Here is a 19123-nt window from a genome sequence, read left to right on the forward strand (position 1 = left end):
AACTGAACTACTGTTCGGCGGCTTCGCGGGCCTGGGCAATGAGCCGGTCCGCCATGCTCGGGGACCCGTCGGCGATCTGCTGGTCGGACCTCATGCGGGCGATGGCGTCCAGCACCCGGTCGGCGACATCCTCAGGGTGGCCGGAGGCGTCCACGGTGGTGCCGAACTCGTCCGGGGCCACGGGATCGGTGCTGGTCGCGTCCGGCGCGGCCAGCCCGATGAACATGACCCGCGAACCGTCCTGTCCGGTGAGGACGGCGACATCCTCGGCCTCGCGGAGAGCATCCCGGTCTGCCCGGCTCAGCGGCGGGCAGGTGAGGATAGTGGAGGTGCCGGAGACGGCCCGGTCGGCGATCCAGTCGCGCATCCGGTGCAGCTGTCCGGTGACGTCGGCGGTGCAGAGCACCTGGCCACTGGCGATCTTGCGACGGGAGGTGGCCGGGTGGAAGGCAGCGGCGTCGGCGACGGGCATTCCGGTGAGCTGGGACAGGTGCTCGGCGATACCGGACCGACCCGTGCCGTTCATGCCGCTGAGAACGACGTGGACGGGCGAGAACTTCGAAGACATGGGGAATCACCCTACGCGCTGCGTCGGGGGTAGTCACAGTTGCCGACGCTGTCGACGGTGACCGCCACTCACCTGCGGCGCGTCGTAGAGTGGCCCCCTGTGAACGACGTCACCACCCCCACCACGGTCTCCGCCACCACCGCGCCTGCGACCGGACGCTCACTGGTCGCCGCGGCGTACATCTTCGCCGTCGTGATGATGGGCACCACGATGCCCACGCCGCTCTATCCGACGATGTCCGCGGCCTTCGGCTTCGGCTCTGCGGCGACGACCGTGCTCTTCGCCGTCTACGCCGTCGGTGTGGTCGCCGGGCTCGTCATCTTCGGACGCCTCTCCGACACCCTCGGACGCCGACCTGTCCTCGCCCTGGCACTCGTGCTGTCCGTGGTCTCCGCGGTGCTCTTCCTGGCCGCCGGACTGCCCACGGACGGCTCCGGGGTGGACGCCACGGGCGGCTCTGTCGCCGGGCTGGTCCTCATGTACGTCGGACGCGTGCTCTCGGGCCTCGCCGCCGGGATCTTCACCGGCACCGGCACGGTGACCGTCATGGAGAACGCCCCGGCCGGACGCGCCACGCTGGCTGCGGCGGTGGCGACGGCGGCGAACATCGGTGGCCTGGGACTGGGTGTGCTGGTGGCCGGATGTGTCGCTGAGCTGGTCGATGATCCGTTGACCTGGCCTTTCGTGGCCCATGCGGTGATGCTGGCGGTCGCTGCGCTGCTGCTGCCCGGTGTGCGGGACCGGGTGGTGCGTCCTGCCCGGGCAGAGCGTGGCCGGTTCGGCGGGTGGCTGCCGACACCGCAGGTCCCGGGTGTGCCGGCGTCGGTCCGTGGGCTGTTCGTGGCGTCCGTCCCGGGCGTGGTCGCCGGGTACACGGTGTGCGGTGTGTTCTCCTCACTGGCGCCGAACTTCATGAGCCATGAACTGGGGATCTCGTCGACCGCGACGATCGCCTCGGTGACTGCGGCGCTGTTCATCGCCTCCGCGGTCGCGCAGATCGTGCTGCGGTCCCTGCGCGACCGGGTGCTCATGGTCCTCGGCCTGGTGCTGCTGGTGGTCTGTGCTCTGGTAGTGATCCTCGCGCTGGCGGTGGATGCGCTGGCGCTGCTGCTCGTGGCCTCGGTGTGCGGTGGTGTGGGGCAGGGGCTGAGCTTCATGACCGGCATGCGTGCGATGACCTCGCGGGTGGCGCCGGAGGAGCGGACGGCGGTGACGACCTCCTACTTCATCGTCGGCTACCTGGCCCTTGCGGTGCCGGCGATGCTGGCGGGGTTCCTCACCGTGCCGATGGGCCTGGTCGGGTCGACGACGGTGTTCTCGGTGATCACGGTGCTGCTGTCGCTGGTCGGGCTGGGGTACGCGAAGAGGTACTGAGGCTGCGCAGAACGTGTCCGTGGCGGCTGTATCGTGGTCGGTTATGACAGAGGTGAGGCCGACAGCGAATGCGCTCAAGGTTCTTCGTAAGGGGGATCGACTGCCTGAGTCCGCGAGGGTGGCCTACGATGCGGCAATCGCAGCAAAGGACGGTGCGGATGAGAACAGCGATCTGGAACCGATCCTTCGTGCGTGGTCTGATGCGGTAAGTACTGCAGTGGCGGAGAATTCACTGTTGAAGGATGCGGTGACAGGCTTCACCGGTGGTGGTCAGCCTTCCCGTCACAAGAGCAGCAGCCAGGTTACCGGTCGCACCGTCTTCGAAGTGAGAGACCGTGAAGGGGCGGCGTGGCGGGGTGCGCTGGTCATACCGGAAGGAGATGACTGCGCCTGGTTGGTACACGCTGACAGGCATGACAGGTTTCATCAGTCGGCAGCGCGTGTGCTCGCGGATATGAAGTCGGCGGGAACCCTCGGGCCCGGCCGGTGGGATCTCAGAGTGCGGAAGCGTTACCTGGAGGATCTCCGCGAGGAGGTACAGCAGAAGGACGTGCTCAGCAGTGTCGTGGACAGTCTGCGGAAGGCTGTGACGCCTGGGATGGGCCAGGTGCGCATGGTCTTGCCGGTGGCTGTCGGAGGGCCGGGTGGCCGGGTGGAGATGCGGGTCGATGATGTCGATGCCACGACATGGGAGGAAGAATCAGCCCACGAAGAACCGGAGTCTGTGATGGTGACGCTCGTCCTTCCAGGTGAACCGCAGAACCAGAGGACCTGGTTACTGCAGCGGGTGGTGCCGTTCCTCCAGCCGGATGAGGAAATGTGCGAGTCTCTTTATGAGGACGGGCAGCTGAAAGTCCAGGTAATCATGTCCCGGGCCAGGTTGATCCACCTCATGGCACTGTGTGAGGAGGATCTGGAAGTATCCGCGGTCCAGCAGCCTTCCGAACCTTCGGTGCTTCACTACACGGCAAAGCGTTCTCTCACGGCAGCGTATGTGCAGGGGGCGGCGGTGCAGGCGGTCTGCGGGGACTGGTGGGTTCCGGTCGGGGACACCAGTACCCATGGGCACCTGCCGATCTGCCCGGAACGCAGCAGAGAGGCTCCGTTCGCAGAGGCCTTCAGCGCGTACCTACGGGCACGATCGTAGGACGTGCCCTCAGAGGTCGCGAAGTTCCGCGATCTCCTCCGGACTGAGTGGCGCAGATGCGACAAGAGGAACCTTGGGACCGTGCAGGGCATTCGCCACAATCTCGGCGCCTGCGTCGCGCTTTGCCATGAACTCCCGGAGATCGGACATCTTGATGCGTCGATGGGTGCCCACTCGGCGGTACGGGAGATCGCCGTGGTCCATGAACTTCAGGAGATGAGGGCGGCTCATTTTCAGGATGTCGGCGGCCTGGTTCGGGGTGATCTCAGCGTCTTCGGTGATGAGGTCGACAGTGAGCCCTCGGTTCTGTGCGTTGAGTATCTGTCGGAGTGCCGCAGCCAGAGGGGTGGCTTCATTCTCCGCGATGAACTGTTCGGCGTTGGCCCGGTCAGTATCGCTGATAGCGGAGGCGGGCAGCGAGGTGATGGTTGCTTCGGACATGACGTGCTCCTTCGCTGATTTAACTGTCACAACTGTAACTGGCGGAGTCTGAGCGGTGCAACACGGCCGCAGGTTGCCGCCCGTGACCGTGCTGCATGTGTCCGAGCTCAGTAGAGGTACTCAGCCGACCTGATTCTGCGTGTTGCTGACGGAAGTTGAGGTGATCCGGTCAGAACAGTGAGCCTTCCGGAGGGACACGCTGGAGTGCGTCGGTGGTCAACGCGCCTACGGACAGGATGTTGAGGTGTGACCAGCCGAGAAGCTGACGTGCCGGATCCTTACTCAACCTCAGTTCCTCCGCCCACGTGTACCTCGTCCACCACTGTGTCCGGTTGTCCGCTCCGGTCTTCTGTTCCCAGGTCTTCACCGACTGCCGCAGTACGGCTGTGTTGATCCAGATAGTGACGATGACGGCGGCAAAGCCGGCGACCTAGATGAGCCGTTCTGTGTAGCAGAACGTATGTTCGACCCAAGGGGTCATTTTCGCACGTAGCCGTCCACCCCGCCTGCTACTGTTCTCCCACCTGTCCGACAGACATCAAGGAGAACACCATGGGCACGAACGAAAAGATCGAGATCCGAATGCAGGACGCCTTCCCCGGCCTCGGCGCCGTCACCTGGTCGGAGATGGTGTGGAGCCACCTGATCCCGCAAGCTGAGCTGGATACGGCACCACCGGGAATCCGGAACGCCACAGGAGGGCGTCCCGGGCACGAGATCCGGATGCTCGGCAACATCTGCTTCGGCGTTCCGTTGGTCTGCGGCGACCTGGTCGAGACAGAGCCTTCCCGAGCACGGCAGCCCATCCCGCGGGTCACGAGGGTCGTGGCGTTGCAGCCCGGCATCCTGGTCACGGCCACCGGCTACGCAGAGATCAGCCGGGAAGGTAAGGATGTACCGGTCGGTCCTGGGGCGAATGACACGGGCTGCGGGTGCGGGTACTGCAACGAGACCGGCCTCGACGAGCACTGGTGGAGCACATGCCAGGGCAGCCTCTACGACAGCGGTGCGGCGATGGCGGAGACCGACGGTGACCGCATCTCGGTCTTCTTCCCGCAGACCACGGACTTCGCCCTCAACCGCGCCGACGTGATCGAACGTTGCTGCTCAGCGGGCATGGTGCGCGATACGCTGCGCCTGTTCGACCTGGAGGACCGTGAGGTCTTCACCGGGCTACGGCTGGTCGGACAGGGCGAGACGGAAGGGCAGGACGCCGCCGCCTGAGTAGCAGTCTGAGCACCCGCCTGACCGGCCATCGGCAACCGCCGCCGAGGGGGTGAAAGTTTCGCGTACAAAGGGGTCATGAGTGACTCGAGCACCACACCCACCGACCTCACCACCCTCACCCTCGACGAACGGGCCGTTCTCGGCTCCGGCGCCGACTTCTGGACCACCAAGGAGGCGCCCGGCGTCCCGTCGGTCACCATGACCGACGGGCCCCACGGACTGCGGAAGCAGGAGGGTGCCGGCGACCACCTCGGCATCTCCGGCTCCGTGCCCGCCACCTGCTTCCCGCCGGCGGCGTGTCTCGGCCAGAGCTGGGACCCGGACCTCGTCACCCGCGTCGGTGCCGCCATCGCCGACGAGGCGCAGGCGGCGGACGTGCAGGTCGTCCTCGGCCCCGGCATCAACCTCAAGCGGTCCCCACTCGGAGGCCGGAACTTCGAGTACTACTCCGAGGACCCGCACCTCTCCGGCGTCCTCGGGTCCGCCTGGGTCAACGGACTGCAGAGCCGGGGCGTCGGTGCGTCGCTCAAGCACTTCGCGCTGAACAACCAGGAGGCCGACCGGATGCGGTCGAGCTCCGACGTCGACGAGCGTCCGCTCCACGAGCTCTACCTGTGCGGCTTCCGCCGCGTCGTGGAGGACGCCGCCCCCGTCACCGTCATGTGCTCCTACAACGCGGTCAACGGGGTGCCGGTCCGGCACAGCCGGGAACTGCTCACCGACCTCCTGCGCACGGAGTGGGGCTTCACCGGCGCCGTCGTCTCCGACTGGGGAGCCGTCGGCGGTCGCGTCGACGCGGTGAAGGCAGGTCTTGACCTGCAGATGCCCTATGACGGCGGAGCCGGCGACGCCGAGGTCGTCGCCGCCGTGTACAACGGCGACCTCGGTGAGGACGCCGTCACCACCGCCGCACAGCGCGTCGCCGACCTGGCGAACCGGCTGCACAGTTCCCGTGAGACCGCCGCGTCCTTCGATGATGCCGCCGTCGACGCCCACCATGACCTGGCCCGTGAGGCCGCGGCGTCCTCGGTCGTGCTGCTGAGCAACGAGGAGGTCGACGGCCGCCACCTGCTGCCGATCGCCGAATCCGGGGTCACCGGCTCCGTCGCCGTCATCGGTGCCTTCGCCGACGTGCCCCGCTACCAGGGCGGCGGCAGTTCCCACGTCAACCCCACCCGTCTGACCTCCCCGCTGGAGGCCATCCGCGAGACCTGGGCGGCACCTGTCACCTACGCCGCCGGATTCACCACCGACGGCTCCGGGGTGAATCCGGCCCTTCTCGCCGAGGCCGTGGAGGACGCCGCCAACGCCGATGTCGCCCTCGTCTTCCTGGGTCTGGCCGCCGAGCAGGAGTCCGAGGGTTTCGACCGCACTGACCTGGCGCTGCCCGCCGAGCAGATCAATCTGCTGCGCGCGGTCCGGGCCGTTCGGGAACGGGTCGTGGTGGTGCTCTCCCATGGTGGCGTCCTCGATCTGCGTCAGGTCCGCAAGTACGCTGGCGCCGTCGTCGACGCGAACCTCACCGGTCAGGCTGGCGGCGCGGCGGTCGCCGAGGTGCTCTCCGGGCGCGTCAACCCCTCGGGCAAGCTCGCTGAGACCATTCCGCTGCGTCTGCAGGACACCCCCGCCTACCTGGACTTCCCCGGTGAGCACGGGCATGTCCGCTACGCCGAGGGCCTGCATGTCGGCTACCGCTGGTATGACGCCCGTGAGCTCTCCGTCGCCTTCCCCTTCGGCCACGGGTTGAGCTACACCACCTTCGCCTACGACGGGATCTTCGCCCAGCCCGACGATGACGGCGAGGGCATCACCGTCATCGTCGGGGTGACGAACACCGGGTCCCGGCGTGGTCGCGAAGTCGTCCAGGCCTATGTGGCCGTGCCGGAGTCCGCGGTGCAGCGCGTCCCGCAGGCTCTCGGTGGATTCGGGTCGGTGACCCTGGAGCCCGGCGAGCGTGCCGAGCTGGAGATCCACATCGACCGCCGTGACCTGGAGTACCGCGACACCCGCACCGGAGCGTCGGTGCTGGAACCGGGCCGGTATGTTGTCGCCGTCGGCGCGAGCAGCCGTGACCTGCGCGGATCCACCGAGGTCGAGCTGGAGGGCGAGGTGGTGCACGTCCCGCTGACGCTGACCTCCACGCTCGCCGAGGCGATGGCGAGCCCGGTGGTCGCGCAGGCGATCGGGGACGCCATGGGTGCCGTCACCGGTGGCGGTGAGAGTGGCGGTGCGGATGCAGGTGACGCGCTCGGCGTCGACCTCGCCGCGATGATGGGCAGTGTCCCGCTCGAGCGGCTGGTCAGCTTCTCCTCAGGCGCGTTCACCACCGACCAGCTGCAGCAATTGCTGGACGCCGCGAACGAGGCGCACTGACCGCGATGCGCGGTCGGTGACGCACCCGTGACCTGAATCGGTGATCTGTCCACCATATGGCTTCGACAGGGATACAGTTCGTGACATGAATCCTCATTCCACGGTGTATTCCCTGCGGCGGAGGGCATGCGCCGCGCTTCTGGTCCCGGCTCTCGGCCTCGGAACGGCGGTGGTGGCGGCCCCTGTCGCCGGTGCCGACGAGGCGGTGACCACAGCGGGCGCTGCGGCGGCCACGGAAATCGCGACCGTCCCGGGGGACGCCGACTTCTTCGCCCTGCCGGACGCCACGGACACTGCAGCGGCCGACCTCGCGTCCCTGGCTCCGGGGACGCCACTCAAGCAGCGCAGCGTCCCCGCCAGGATCAACAACCTGGGCGACATGCCGGTGACCATGACCCAGATCCAGTACCGCACCACCACCGTCACCGGTGAGCCCACAGTGGCGGTGACCAGTGTCCTTCAGCCGCCCGTCGGGGTGCAGCGCACCGGGGACACGGTCATGTACGCCAGCTTCTACGACTCGATGAACCCCGAGGACGGGCCCTCCCGCGTCCTGGTCCGTGGAGCCCAGTCCGGGATGCTGGACTACGCCGAAGCGGCGTTCGTCACCCCGCTGCTGGCCGCGGGGCACACCGTCGTCATGCCGGACATTCAGGGCGAACGTGGCGTCTTCGCGGTCGGCAGGGAGTACGGGCAGATCATCCTCGACGGCCTGCGTGCCTCCCGCGACACCCCGGCCGCCGGGGTCGCCGCGGACTCGAAGACCGCGTTGACCGGCTACTCCGGAGGCTCCATCGGGACGGGCTGGGCGGGGATCATCGCCGACGACTACGCCCCGGACATTGCGCGGAACATCGTCGGTGTCGCCGAGGGTGGGGTGATGGTGCGCCCGGAACACAACCTCGCCTACGCCGGCGAGGGAGCGAAGTGGTCCGGTGTCGTCGGCATGGCGCTGACCGGTATGGCGGCCGCCTACGGAGACGACCTCAGCCCGTACCTCACGGACCTGGGGAAGAAGGTCGTCGCCCAGATGGTCGGCGTCAAGATCGATGACGCGGAGAACACCTACGACCACCTGCGGTGGGAGGAGCTCTTCCGGCCGGAGTACCCCACTCCGGACGATGTGCCGCCGATCCGTGCGGTCCTCGACGACACGAACATGGGGCTCGCACCGGTGCCGTCGTACCCGTACTACATCGGGCAGTCCGGGGGCGGGGCCGACCAGCAGAAGACGCCGGTGCACCCCACGCTCGGTGACGGCGACGGCGTCATGCTGCTCGGTGACACCCGGGGTCTGGCGCAGTACTACTGCGACGCCGGGACCACGGTGCAGTACGAGGAGTACCCGCCGATCGGCCACACCTACGCCGGGCCCTACTGGGCCACGCAGATGGTCCCCTGGGTCAATGCCCGGTTCGCAGGGCAGGCGGCTCCCTCAACCTGCAGTTCCGTTCCTGCGGGGAACTCGCTGACGGACTGACTGACCGGCGTGTTCACGGGGGATCCGTGTCCGACCCTTGACTGAAGTGAGATTCAGGTCACATAATACTGGATAGTATTGCTGATCAAACAGCGGTACATGCCAGTCACACGGACACGCACGCGCCCCCCGGGCGCAAGGAAGGACACCCATGAAGGACTTCGCAGGACAGCGCCGATCCCCCCTGACGCAGGCGGTCAGCCTCGCCCGGGTCGCCGTCGCCTCCGGTGGGGGTGCATGACCATGGCCATCATCTCCGCACGCCCGGCGTCCTCCGACCATCCCGATGCCCCGGGCATCCCGCCGACGCCCGCCGACCACGTCCACCGCCGCGCCACCCGCAAGGCGATGCTCCGGCTGATCCCGGTGCTCGCCATCATCTACTTCATGTCCTACGTGGACCGCACGAACATCGCGATGGCGAAGACCCAGCTCCAGGCGGATGTGGGTATCAGTGTCGCCGCCTTCGGCCTCGGCGCCGGCCTGTTCTTCATCGCCTACGCCTGCCTGCAGGTGCCCGCGAACCTCATCATGTACCGGCTCGGCGCCCGGCGCTGGATCACCGTCATCGCCCTGCTCTGGGGCTCGGTCACCGTCGGCATGATGTTCGTCAGCAACGAAGTCATGTTCTACGGGCTGCGTATCGCCCTCGGCGCCTTCGAGGCCGGGCTCTACCCGGCGATCCTGTTCATGGTCACCCGCTGGTTCGCCCAGAAGGACCGCGCGACGGCCATCGGCTACGTGCAGGCGGCGTCCTGCCTCGGTGTCATCCTCGGTGCTCCGCTCGGCGGATTCCTCATGGGCTTCCACGGCGTGGCCGGTCTCCACGGCTGGCAGTGGATGTTCCTCATCGAGGGTGTCGCCACCGTCCTCATCGGTCTCACCCTCATCCGGCTCCTGCCGGACCGCCCGCGCGAGGCCCGCTGGCTCGGGCCGCAGGAGGCTGCGGCCCTCGAGGACGCCAGCGGTGCCGGGGACGCCGGGAATGAGACCTCGTCGTTGAAGGGCAACCTCTGGGCAGCCTTCGGCCGTCCGTTCATCCTCATCATCGGTGCGATCTACTTCCTCAACCAGATCGTCATCAACGGGCTGTCCTTCAATGTCCCGGCGATCATCGAGGGGATGGACGTCAGCTCCACCTTCGTCATCGGCATCCTCAGCGGTGTCACCGCGGTCGGTAGCCTCGTCGGCGTCCTGGTCACTCCGCGAATCGCCCGCCGGATGGGCAATGAGACGGTGCTGCTCGGCGCCCTGACCCTGGGCTGCACCGTCTTCGCCGTCCTCGCCTTCGCCGCCCCGTCCTTCGCACTGCAACTGGTCTGCATGGCGGTCATCGGCGGCCTGGCGACCGGCTGCATGCCGATCTTCTGGTCGATCGCCATGCCCCGGATGACCGGCGTCATCGCCGCGGCCGGCCTGGCCTTCATCAACACCATCGGACAGCTCGGCGGCTTCTTCGGTCCCTATGCCTTCGGTGTGGTCGAGTCGAAGACCGGCGACCCGATGTCCGGGCTGTGGGTCATCGCCGCGGTCGCTGTCATCGGTGGTCTCCTCGCGGTTCCGCTGAGCCGCGCGCTGCGCAGGGAGGACCGGAGCGCGGAGGTGGCGTCGCAGGACGCCTGACGCACACAGGGGGACGCAGGGGGGATGCAGACCGGGCGCGGTCGGCGTCCTCCCTTTGTTGTGCATTAAGAGAGATGCAGGTCACAGTAGATGGGTAACTGTTATTCTCGGAACGTCTTGACAGGAAGAGATGCACATCACATAATACTGAGCAGTATGGCAGGTCATAATACGAAAGGACACTCATGAAGGACATGGCAGGACAGATCGCGGTCATCACCGGAGCCGGTGGCGGACTCGGCCGGGCACACGCCCTGGCACTGGCGAAGCGTGGCGTGAAGATCGTCGTCAACGACCTCGGTAACGCCCAGGGCGTCGTCGACGAGATCACCGCCGCCGGTGGCGAGGCCGTCGCGGACAGTACCGACATCTCCGACCGCGCCGCCGCCGCGGCGATGGTCGAAGCCGCCGTGGAGCGCTGGGGGTGCATCGACATCCTCGTCAACAACGCCGGTATCCTCCGCGACAAGTCCTTCGCCAAGATGGACCTCGACGACTTCGACAAGGTCATCGCCGTCCACCTCACCGGCTCGGTCAACTGCACCAAGGCCGCGTGGCCGTACATGGTGGAGCAGGGCTACGGCCGCATCCTCATGACCACCTCCGCGTCCGGCATCTACGGCAACTTCGGCCAGTCCAACTACGGCGCCGCCAAGTCCGGCCTCGTCGGACTGATGAACGTCCTGGCCATCGAGGGCGCGAAGAAGGGCATCAAGGTCAACTCCCTGGCACCCACCGCCTTCACCCAGATGACCGACGGCCTCATCACCGAGGAGGCCGCCGCCGTCCTCGGCCCGGAGACCGTCGCCCCCGCCGCCGAGTTCCTCGTCTCCCCGGACGCCCCGACCGGCGTCATCCTCGGCGCCGGCGGCGGAGTCTTCGCCGTCTCCGAGATGCGCGAGGCCGCCCCGGTCTCCCTCGGTCAGGACGCCACCGCCGAGGGCATCGAGGGCCGCTGGGCGGAGATCTCCGACCTCAGCGACTCCCACCATCTCGCCGCCGCCTTCGAGCAGACCCGTCTCTACGTCGAGACGGCCGCCGCAGGGGAGGATGCATGACCGACACGCCCGCCCTCTTCGACGTCTCCAGGCACACCGTCCTCGTCACCGGCGGAGCCCGGGGCATCGGACGCTGGCTCGCTGAAGGCCTGCTCGCCGCCGGTGCGACCGTCCTCGTCTCGACCCGGCGTCCCGACGCCGCCGCCGAAATGGAGACGGAGCTCGCCGAGGCCGTCGCCACCGGACGATTCCACGCCATCGCCACGGACATCTCCACCGAGGAGGGCTGCCAGGCTCTCGTCGAGGGTGTCCGCGGGTACACCGACCGGCTTGACGGCCTGGTGAACAACGCGGGCGCGACCTGGGGCGCACCCTTCGACGAGTTCCCCCCGGATGCCTGGGACAAGGTGCTCGGCGCGAACCTGAAGGCACCGTTCCGCCTCTCCCAGCTGCTGCGTCCGCTGCTCGACGCCCGTGCGGACGCCGGCCTCGACCCGGCCCGCATCATCAACATCGGCTCCATCGACGGCCTGGCCGTGCCGAACTACGAGAACTACTCCTACGCGGCGTCCAAGGCGGCGGTCCACCACCTCACGAAGGTCATGGCGAACACGCTGGCGCCGAAGATCCTGGTCAACGCCGTCGCCCCAGGCCCATTCCCCACCCGCATGATGAAGTGGGTGCTCGACGAGCGTGGCGAGGAAGTCAACAAGGCCAACCCCCTGGGCCGGATCGGACGCCCCGAGGACGTCACCGCCCTGGTGACCTTCCTCCTCGCGCCGGGCAGCTCCTACATCACCGGCACCACCATCCCCCTCGACGGCGGACTGACCTCCACCATGTCCGTCGCCATGTACGACGACAACGAATAGGACAGAACACACCCATGCGCGAAGCAGTCATCGTCTCGACCGCCCGTACCCCCATCGGCCGCGCCTACCGGGGTGCCTTCAACAACACCCAGGGCCAGGAACTCGCCGGTCACGCCATCGCCGCCGCCGTCGAGCGGGCCGGACTCGACGGCTCCGAAGTCGAGGAGGTCATCTTCGGCTGTGCGATGCAGGAGGGTTCCACCGGCCTCAACGTCGCCCGCCAGGGAGCCCTGCGCGCCGGTCTGCCGGTGAGCGTCCCCGGCATGAGTGTCGACCGGCAGTGTGCCTCCGGCCTCATGGCGATCGCCACCGCCGCCAAGGAGATCATCGTCGACGGCCTGCAGATCGCCGTCGGCGGCGGCGTGGAGTCCATCTCCCTGGTGCAGAACGAGCACCACAACACGTACCGGGCCACCGACCCGTGGCTGCGGGAGAAGGAGAACGGCCACGACATCTACATGCCGATGCTCAACACCGCCGAGATCGTCGCCGAGCGCTACAACATCACCCGCGAGCAGCAGGACGCCTACGCCCTGGAGTCCCAGCGCCGCACCGCCGCCGCCCAGGAGGCCGGCTACTTCGACGAGGAGATCGCCCCCTTCACCGCCACCAAGCTCGTCGCCGGTGAGGACGGCCAGCCGGTCGAGCAGGAGGTCACCCTGAGGCTCGACGAGGGCAACCGCCCGGGCACCACCGCGGAGGGACTGGCCAAGCTCAAGGCCGTGCTGCCGGACTCCGACGGCCACGCCGCGACGATCTCGGCCGGTAACGCCTCCCAGCTCTCCGACGGTGCCGCGGCCGTGGTCCTCATGGAGCGTGCTGAGGCGGAGAAGCGGGGCCTGGCGCCGCTGGGCACCTACCGCGGCATCGCGGTCGCCGGCTGCGAGCCCGACGAGATGGGCATCGGCCCGGTCTTCGCCATCCCGAAGCTGCTGGAACAGCACGGTCTCACCGTCGACGACATCGACCTGTGGGAGCTCAACGAGGCCTTCGCCTCCCAGGCGCTGTACTGCCGCGACACCCTCGGCATCGACCCCGAGAAGTTCAACGTCAACGGTGGTGCGATCTCCATCGGCCACCCCTACGGCATGAGTGGCGCCCGCATGGTCGGCCACGCCCTGCTCGAGGGACGCCGCCGTGGGGCCCGCTACGTCGTCATCACCATGTGCATCGGTGGCGGTATGGGCGCCGCCGGCCTGTTCGAGCTGTAGAGACTGGAGAGTTCACACCATGGCTGACAGTGACGAGAGCGCACCCGGTTTCCGTGACGCGGCACGGGCGCAGATCCTCGACGCCGCAGCCGTGGTCTTCCAGGCCCAGGGCTTCGAGCGGACGACGATCGACGACATCGCCGAACGCATCGGGGCGACGAAGGGCCGGATCTACTACTACTTCCGCTCCAAGTTCGACATCTACCTCGCCGTCTACGAAGCGGGGATGAGCGGGGCCTTCCTGACCGTCGAGCCGCTCTCGCAGGAGCCCGGCACCGGCCGGGAACGGCTCACCGCCATGGCGGTGCGCCACCTGGTGAATCTCATGACCGACCCCGGCTACCACGACGTCATCTCCCAGGGTGTCGTCGCCGGGCGGTCCACCGCGCTCAAGGAGCACCAGCGTCAGGCACTCATCGGGCTCAACGAGGTCCGCACCCGCTACGAGGACCTGTTCCGTGGCGTCGTCACCGACGGGATGGCGGACGGTTCCCTGCGCGCCGGGGACGCCCGGCTGGCCACCCGGTTCCTGCTGAGCAGCCTCAACAGCACCGCGATGTGGTTCCGTGTCCGCGAGAACCAGGACGCCGCGGAGATCCGTGACCTGGCGGAACAGATCGTGGACCAGGCCATCGGAGGACTGGCGTCCTGACGGTCGGGACCGGTGCCCCGTGAGGATCCGGGCTAGAGAGTGAGCACCCGCGCCACGGTGCGCCGGGTCTCCCCGACATAGCCGCCGCCGAATACCGCGGCGTGCAGGTAGAGGACCTGGAGCCGGTGCAACGGCAACAGCTCACGCCATCCGTCGGGCAGCTCGGCGGCCTCGGCGTAGGCGTCGAGGACAGTCTCCAGGTGCGGGGCGCTGAACATCGTGAGGAAGCCGAGGTCCGTGAGCGCGTGGCCGCCGTGGGCGCTCGGGTCGATCAGGGTCGCCCCGTCGGGGGACCACAGCACATTTCCCGACCACAGATCACCGTGGAGCCGGGCCGGCGGGCGGTCGTCGTCGAAGTCACCGGAGCACAGCCGGTCGAGCAGCGCGTCGGTACCGGGGATCCCTCCGGCATGCGCATCGAGCGGGGCGATGACGACCTCGGCGTAGAAACTCCCCCAGCTGGCGTGTTCGGACAGGGGTAGTTCCAGGAGGTGGTCGTTCGGTCCCTGGTAGCCGGCACCCTCCCAGGTGCCGGGCCCGGAGCCGAAGGCGGGTGCCCCGGCGGCGTGGGTGACTGCCAGTCGACGCCCGAACTGCTCGGCGGCGTCCCTGGTGGCGGGAGCCGGGGAGACGCGTCGCAGCAGCAGGTCATCGCCGTCGCGGTCGACGACCTCAGCGACCGGCACTCCGCCGGTGTCCGTGGCCTCGCCCAGCCATGCCAGGCCGGCGGCCTCCCAGTCGCCCGTGCGGCCGGGGTTGCGTTTACGGAAAGTGGACATGGTCTTCAGAGTAGGGAATACCGGACCGCTCTGACGGGTTGGACGAGAGATGACATCTCTCTTCGACCCGCTCGACGCGGAAGCACTGCATCTGGACAACCGCGTGACGATGGCGGCGCTGACCCGCCAACGCGCAGCGGAGGACGGCGTCCCCACTGACCTGCACGCCACGTACTACAGCCAGCGGGCCTCCGCCGGCCTCGTCGTGACCGAGGGGACCTTCCCCGCCTTCGGCAACCGTGCCTTCCCCGGCCAGGCCGGTATCGCGAACCAGGAGCAGGCCGCCGGCTGGGCCCACGTCGCCGACGAGGTCCACGCCGCCGGTGGCACCCTCGTCATGCAGATCATGCACGGCGGACGCACCAGTCACCCTGACCTGCTGCGCGGCGGCGAACCCGAGGCACCCAGCGCCATCGGTACCGGTGGCCCGGTCCGTGGCTTCTCCGGCAAGCTCGACGGTGTGGTGCCGCGTGAGCTGGGGACCGAGGAGATCCCGCGGATCATCAGCGAGTTCGTCGCCGGTGCGCGCCGGGCGGTCGATGCCGGGGTCGACGGTGTGGAGATCCACGGTGCGAACGGGTATCTGCTGCACGAGTTCACCGCGGCGTCATCCAACCACCGCACCGACGCCTACGGCGGATCCCCGGAGAACCGGGCGCGCCTGACCGTCGAGGTGGTGCGGGCCGTCGCCGAGGAGATCGGGGCGGAGCGCACTGCGCTACGCATCTCCCCGGAGCACGGTGTCCAGGGTGTGCCGGAGGACGACCGGGCGGACGTCCTGGCCACCTATGACGCCCTGATCGACGGCCTGCCCGAGATCGCCTACCTCTCGGTGCTGCACGCCGACATCGACGGTGACCTGGTGGCGCACCTGCGCGAGCGCTTCGGCGGGACCTTCCTGCTCAACAGCGGTTTCGGACGCGTCACCGAGCTGCCCGAAGCCCGCCACATCGTCGAGGACGATCTGGCGGACGCCGTCGTCGTCGGACGTGAGCTCATCGCCAACCCGGACCTCGTCCGCCGGTGGGAAGAGGGTCTGGAGCTCAACACACCCGACCAGCCCACCTTCTACCTCGGTGGGGAGCGCGGGTACACGGACTATGCGTTCGTCGGCTGAGTGTTCCAGGCATCCTGCGCATCCGGCCCTGGCCGGCAGCTGCGCGGTCAGAAATCCGCGACAATCTCGGCGACGACCCGTTTCGCGTACATGCCCACCCCGGTGATCGTCGCCGCGCCGGGACCGACCAGGTCCCCGTAACCCACCAGGTGCAGTCCCGGATGCCGGGGACTTCCGTGGTCGAGCAGACCTCGGAACGGGCCGAGGGCAGGACGGAAGCCGGTGCACCAGATGAGGTTGTCAGCATCGATGTCGGCGAGGGAGTTCACCATCGGTGTGGCGGTGAGTAGTCCTGTATCACGGGCACGACGGACCTCGGGGACCATGACGATGTCGCCGAGGGTGGTGTCCGCCCCCGGGTCCTCATCACCACGCGCGACGGCCAGGGCACGGGCCCGGTTGCGCCGGAACAGCACCCGCCCGTCGACGTCGTCCGGCATCCACCGGGGAGGATGCCTCGTGTACCAGGTCACGGGGTTGGCTCTGCCGGCTCCTCCGGTCCCGGCGTCGGCCGCGGCGAGGGCCAGTTCGGCGGCAATCTGTGCCCCGGAGTTCGCGCCGCCGACGACGGCCACCGTCGATCCCCGGAACGCCGCAGGACCGGGGTAGGTCACCGTGTGCCACTGTCGGCCACCGAAGGTGCCGGGTAGGGCGGGGACGAAGGGGGCGGACCAGGTCCCCGTGGCGGCGATGACGTGTGGTGCAGTCCAGGTCCGGGGGCCGGAGTCCGTCATGCCGTGGACGGTGTAACGTCCTGCCGACCAGGTCACCCCGGTGACGCGCACCGGACGCTCCACCGGGAATCCGTAGCGTTCCTCGTAGGAGGCAAGGTAGTCGACGACGTGTGTGGCCGGCGGGAAGCCGTTGTAGCGGGACATCGGGCGGCCGGGCAGATTCGAGAATTCAGCGGTGGAGAATAATCGTAGTGACGGCCAGGCGTGCCGCCATGCTCCGCCGGGGCCCGGCTGATCATCGAGAATGACGAAGGGTACGCCTGCGCGACGCAGATGGAAGGCGGTGGCGAGCCCTGCCTGACCACCGCCGACGATGACGGCGGTGGTCTGCCGTGTGTCGGGAACGGCCACGGTGTCAGCCGATCTGCAGGACGCGGCGGAGAGCGGCGAACGGTTCCGGCCGGACCTGGTGGAGGACGCGCCGACCGTCCCGGACGCGGTCCAGCAGGCCGGCATCGACCAGTTTCTTCAGGTGGTGGGAGACGGTCGGCTGGCTAATTCCCACCCGGGTCGTGAGGTCACCGACGGTGACCGGGACGCAGCCGCCTGCGGCGATCTCGGAGAGGATGCGCAGGCGGGCGGGGTCGGAGAGAGCGGTGAACAGCCCGGCGTACCGGGTCGCTTCATCCGGGGACAGTGGGCCGGCCCCGAGGCTGCAGCAGTCGGAGCGGAGGTCGGTGTCCGGGAGGTTCAGGGAAACAGCCATGTGTCCAGAGTACCCGAAACATATTGACGACTATCAATACATTTGATATTCTCCGCTCTGCCGGGCATCCACGGACAACGACTTCCCGGACAGCTTCCTTACCGACCCGATGAAAGTAGGCCACCACGTGTCCCTCATCGACCGACTCCTCCCGGTGTGGATCATCCTTGCCATGGCGGCAGGTCTGCTGCTCAGCCACACCGGACTGGCGGACGTCCTCGGTGCCACCGAGATCGCCGGGGTCTCCCTGCCGGTCGCCGTCGGACTACTCGTCATGATGTACCCGCCGTTGGCGAAGGTCCGTTACGACACCGCCGGAAGGATCACCGCCGACCGTCGGCTGATGGCTGTCTCCCTCACTCTCAACTGGATCCTCGGACCGGCACTGATGTTCGCTCTGGCCTGGTTGTTCCTTCCCGACCAGCCGGAACTGCGCACCGGGCTGATCATCGTCGGCCTGGCCCGCTGCATTGCCATGGTGCTCATCTGGTCCGAACTGGCCTGCGGCGACCGCGAAACCACCGCCGTGCTCGTCGCGGTGAACTCGGTGTTCCAGGTGCTCATGTTCGGCGTCCTCGGTTGGTTCTATCTGCAGATCCTGCCGTCGTGGTTGGGTCTGTCGACGACCTCGGCGGAGTTCTCCTTCCTTGCTATCGCCGGCTCGGTGCTCGTCTTCCTCGGTATCCCGTTGGTGGCCGGTGCCGCCTCCCGGCTGCTCGGCGAACGGCTCCGCGGTCATCGCTGGTACGAGGAGGTTTTCCTGCCGCGGGTCTCCCCGCTGGCCCTGATCGGTCTGCTGTACACCATTGTCATCCTGTTCACCCTGCAGGGACACCAGGTCACCGACGACCCGTGGTCGGTCGCCCGCGTCGCCCTGCCACTGGTGGTGTACTTCGCTGTCATGCCCGCGCTGGCCCTGACGCTGTCCCGTGCCGTGGGCCTGGGGTACGCCCGGTCGACCTCGGTCGCCTTCACTGCGGCGGGCAACAACTTCGAGCTCGCCATTGCCGTGGCCGTCGGTACCTTCGGTGCGGACTCCGGCCAGGCACTCGCCGGCACCGTTGGTCCGCTCATCGAGGTTCCCGTGCTGGTGGGCCTGGTCTACGTCATCCGACGCCTAGGCCCGCTGCTCTTCCCCGGCGATTCGACCCTGCCGCCCGGCACAGCGTCCTCCTCTGATCCCGTCCCTTCTCCCACCATCACGGAGCACACGATCCCATGAGTACATCAGACCGCGTCCCGTCCGTCCTCTTCGTCTGCGTCAGCAACGCCGGTAAGTCCCGGATGGCTGAAGCCCTCGCCGAGAACCTTCGTAGCACCTCTGGAACACAGCTCACCGTCCATTCCGCCGGCACCCGTCCCAGTACCGCCGCGAACGCGGAGTCCGTCGCCGCCCTCGACGAGATCGGGGTCCGGAGCCCGGACGCCGCGCCGAAGCCCGTCGACCAGGACCTGCTGCGGACCTCCGACCGGGTCATCCTGCTCGGCGCAGATGTCCAGCTCACCCTGCCCGAGGGCGCCCGCGGCACCTTGGAGCGCTGGGTGACCGACGAGCCTTCCACCCGGGGGATCGGCGGCATGGAGCGGATGCGGCTGGTCCGTGACGACATCGCCGCCCGGGTCCGTGAGCTCGTCAGGGAGATGACCGACGGGGACTGACGGGAACTCCTGATCAGGAACGACTACAGACCACCAGCTCGCCGCGTCACAGTCGTCGGTGTCGCCGCCTCTGTCGTTCATCGAGCCGCACGAACGGATAACCCCCTATCCATTCGCTGACGATGCGACGAGCAATGGATAACCCATTATCCATTACTCCAG

The 19123-nt window shown here is 68.0% G+C and carries 18 protein-coding genes; 13 read left to right on the forward strand and 5 right to left on the reverse strand.

The window, feature by feature from the left end; genetic code table 11:
• Positions 1-7: 7 nt before the first annotated feature.
• A complete protein-coding gene (locus tag CVA01_RS10675) occupies positions 8-568 on the reverse strand; it encodes a carbohydrate kinase (RefSeq protein WP_141330637.1) in 561 nt (186 codons plus the stop codon).
• 99 nt (positions 569-667) lie between these two features.
• On the opposite strand from CVA01_RS10675, the gene CVA01_RS10680 reads away from it, so the two are divergent.
• Together CVA01_RS10680 and CVA01_RS10685 are read left to right on the forward strand one after the other, a co-directional pair.
• Positions 668-1942 (forward strand): MFS transporter, encoded by a 1275-nt coding sequence (locus CVA01_RS10680; protein WP_170209759.1) that lies wholly within the window; start codon positions 668-670, stop codon positions 1940-1942.
• 43 nt (positions 1943-1985) lie between these two features.
• Positions 1986-3089 (forward strand): DUF3039 domain-containing protein, encoded by a 1104-nt coding sequence (locus tag CVA01_RS10685; RefSeq protein ID WP_141330641.1) that lies wholly within the window; start codon positions 1986-1988, stop codon positions 3087-3089.
• Between the two features lie 9 nt (positions 3090-3098).
• Here CVA01_RS10685 and CVA01_RS10690 read toward each other — a convergent pair whose 3' ends face one another.
• Positions 3099-3530 carry a helix-turn-helix domain-containing protein gene (locus tag CVA01_RS10690; RefSeq protein ID WP_141330642.1) on the reverse strand — a complete coding sequence of 144 codons (432 nt, stop codon included), beginning with the start codon at positions 3528-3530 and terminating at the stop codon, positions 3099-3101.
• Between the two features lie 552 nt (positions 3531-4082).
• Here CVA01_RS10690 and CVA01_RS10700 point away from each other — a divergent pair.
• From CVA01_RS10700 to CVA01_RS10735, 8 genes are all read left to right on the forward strand, one after another.
• Positions 4083-4754 carry a hypothetical protein gene (locus CVA01_RS10700; protein ID WP_141330646.1) on the forward strand — a complete coding sequence of 224 codons (672 nt, stop codon included), beginning with the start codon at positions 4083-4085 and terminating at the stop codon, positions 4752-4754.
• 78 nt (positions 4755-4832) lie between these two features.
• Positions 4833-7130 (forward strand): glycoside hydrolase family 3 C-terminal domain-containing protein, encoded by a 2298-nt coding sequence (locus CVA01_RS10705; RefSeq protein ID WP_141330648.1) that lies wholly within the window; start codon positions 4833-4835, stop codon positions 7128-7130.
• Positions 7131-7215: 85 nt separating this feature from the next.
• On the forward strand, positions 7216-8610 hold the full coding sequence (locus CVA01_RS10710; RefSeq protein WP_141330650.1) for a lipase family protein: 1395 nt from the start codon (positions 7216-7218) through the stop codon (positions 8608-8610).
• Between the two features lie 243 nt (positions 8611-8853).
• Entirely contained in the window at positions 8854-10233 is a 1380-nt protein-coding gene (locus tag CVA01_RS10715; protein WP_218024576.1) for an MFS transporter, read from the forward strand.
• A gap of 185 nt (positions 10234-10418) precedes the next feature.
• Entirely contained in the window at positions 10419-11291 is an 873-nt protein-coding gene (locus CVA01_RS10720; protein WP_141330652.1) for an SDR family NAD(P)-dependent oxidoreductase, read from the forward strand.
• Complete coding sequence (locus CVA01_RS10725) at positions 11288-12103, forward strand: SDR family oxidoreductase (protein ID WP_141330654.1); 816 nt, start codon at positions 11288-11290, stop codon at positions 12101-12103. Before CVA01_RS10720 ends, CVA01_RS10725 begins: the two co-directional genes overlap by 4 nt.
• Before the next feature lie 14 nt (positions 12104-12117).
• Positions 12118-13314: an acetyl-CoA C-acyltransferase gene (locus tag CVA01_RS10730; RefSeq protein ID WP_014011401.1), complete on the forward strand. Its 1197-nt coding sequence runs from the start codon at positions 12118-12120 to the stop codon at positions 13312-13314.
• A 19-nt stretch (positions 13315-13333) separates the two neighbouring features.
• The gene (locus CVA01_RS10735) at positions 13334-13966 is read left to right on the forward strand and encodes a TetR/AcrR family transcriptional regulator (RefSeq protein WP_141330656.1); all 633 of its coding nucleotides are present in this window, start codon (positions 13334-13336) and stop codon (positions 13964-13966) included.
• 32 nt (positions 13967-13998) lie between these two features.
• Here CVA01_RS10735 and CVA01_RS10740 read toward each other — a convergent pair whose 3' ends face one another.
• Positions 13999-14745 carry a fructosamine kinase family protein gene (locus CVA01_RS10740; protein WP_141330658.1) on the reverse strand — a complete coding sequence of 249 codons (747 nt, stop codon included), beginning with the start codon at positions 14743-14745 and terminating at the stop codon, positions 13999-14001.
• Positions 14746-14794: 49 nt separating this feature from the next.
• Between CVA01_RS10740 and CVA01_RS10745 the strand changes: the two genes are divergently transcribed.
• Positions 14795-15862: an alkene reductase gene (locus CVA01_RS10745; RefSeq protein ID WP_141330660.1), complete on the forward strand. Its 1068-nt coding sequence runs from the start codon at positions 14795-14797 to the stop codon at positions 15860-15862.
• Positions 15863-15909: 47 nt separating this feature from the next.
• Here CVA01_RS10745 and CVA01_RS10750 read toward each other — a convergent pair whose 3' ends face one another.
• Both CVA01_RS10750 and CVA01_RS10755 read right to left on the reverse strand, forming a co-directional pair.
• The gene (locus tag CVA01_RS10750; RefSeq protein ID WP_141330662.1) at positions 15910-16947 is read right to left on the reverse strand and encodes an NAD(P)-binding domain-containing protein; all 1038 of its coding nucleotides are present in this window, start codon (positions 16945-16947) and stop codon (positions 15910-15912) included.
• 4 nt (positions 16948-16951) lie between these two features.
• Entirely contained in the window at positions 16952-17302 is a 351-nt protein-coding gene (locus CVA01_RS10755) for an ArsR/SmtB family transcription factor (RefSeq protein ID WP_041630252.1), read from the reverse strand.
• A 109-nt stretch (positions 17303-17411) separates the two neighbouring features.
• On the opposite strand from CVA01_RS10755, the gene arsB reads away from it, so the two are divergent.
• Both arsB and CVA01_RS10765 read left to right on the forward strand, forming a co-directional pair.
• Positions 17412-18524 carry an ACR3 family arsenite efflux transporter gene (arsB, locus tag CVA01_RS10760; protein WP_141330664.1) on the forward strand — a complete coding sequence of 371 codons (1113 nt, stop codon included), beginning with the start codon at positions 17412-17414 and terminating at the stop codon, positions 18522-18524.
• Positions 18521-18961 (forward strand): arsenate-mycothiol transferase ArsC, encoded by a 441-nt coding sequence (locus CVA01_RS10765; protein ID WP_141330666.1) that lies wholly within the window; start codon positions 18521-18523, stop codon positions 18959-18961. The genes arsB and CVA01_RS10765 overlap by 4 nt, the downstream gene beginning before the upstream one ends.
• Positions 18962-19123: the final 162 nt, after the last annotated feature.

Origin of the sequence: Corynebacterium variabile, from assembly GCF_006539825.1 — a bacterium.
In the GTDB taxonomy this organism is placed as follows: domain Bacteria; phylum Actinomycetota; class Actinomycetes; order Mycobacteriales; family Mycobacteriaceae; genus Corynebacterium; species Corynebacterium variabile.

Coding starts and splice junctions, on each gene's coding strand:
- CVA01_RS10755 (WP_041630252.1), bottom strand. CDS start 17,302: ATGGCTGTTTCCCTGAACCTCCCGGACACCGACCTCCGCTCCGACTGC.
- CVA01_RS10730 (WP_014011401.1), top strand. CDS start 12,118: ATGCGCGAAGCAGTCATCGTCTCGACCGCCCGTACCCCCATCGGCCGC.
- CVA01_RS10765 (WP_141330666.1), top strand. CDS start 18,521: ATGAGTACATCAGACCGCGTCCCGTCCGTCCTCTTCGTCTGCGTCAGC.
- CVA01_RS10710 (WP_141330650.1), top strand. CDS start 7,216: ATGAATCCTCATTCCACGGTGTATTCCCTGCGGCGGAGGGCATGCGCC.
- CVA01_RS10685 (WP_141330641.1), top strand. CDS start 1,986: ATGACAGAGGTGAGGCCGACAGCGAATGCGCTCAAGGTTCTTCGTAAG.
- CVA01_RS10675 (WP_141330637.1), bottom strand. CDS start 568: ATGTCTTCGAAGTTCTCGCCCGTCCACGTCGTTCTCAGCGGCATGAAC.
- CVA01_RS10705 (WP_141330648.1), top strand. CDS start 4,833: ATGAGTGACTCGAGCACCACACCCACCGACCTCACCACCCTCACCCTC.
- arsB (WP_141330664.1), top strand. CDS start 17,412: ATGAAAGTAGGCCACCACGTGTCCCTCATCGACCGACTCCTCCCGGTG.
- CVA01_RS10725 (WP_141330654.1), top strand. CDS start 11,288: ATGACCGACACGCCCGCCCTCTTCGACGTCTCCAGGCACACCGTCCTC.
- CVA01_RS10735 (WP_141330656.1), top strand. CDS start 13,334: ATGGCTGACAGTGACGAGAGCGCACCCGGTTTCCGTGACGCGGCACGG.
- CVA01_RS10745 (WP_141330660.1), top strand. CDS start 14,795: ATGACATCTCTCTTCGACCCGCTCGACGCGGAAGCACTGCATCTGGAC.
- CVA01_RS10715 (WP_218024576.1), top strand. CDS start 8,854: ATGGCCATCATCTCCGCACGCCCGGCGTCCTCCGACCATCCCGATGCC.
- CVA01_RS10720 (WP_141330652.1), top strand. CDS start 10,419: ATGAAGGACATGGCAGGACAGATCGCGGTCATCACCGGAGCCGGTGGC.
- CVA01_RS10740 (WP_141330658.1), bottom strand. CDS start 14,745: ATGTCCACTTTCCGTAAACGCAACCCCGGCCGCACGGGCGACTGGGAG.
- CVA01_RS10700 (WP_141330646.1), top strand. CDS start 4,083: ATGGGCACGAACGAAAAGATCGAGATCCGAATGCAGGACGCCTTCCCC.
- CVA01_RS10690 (WP_141330642.1), bottom strand. CDS start 3,530: ATGTCCGAAGCAACCATCACCTCGCTGCCCGCCTCCGCTATCAGCGAT.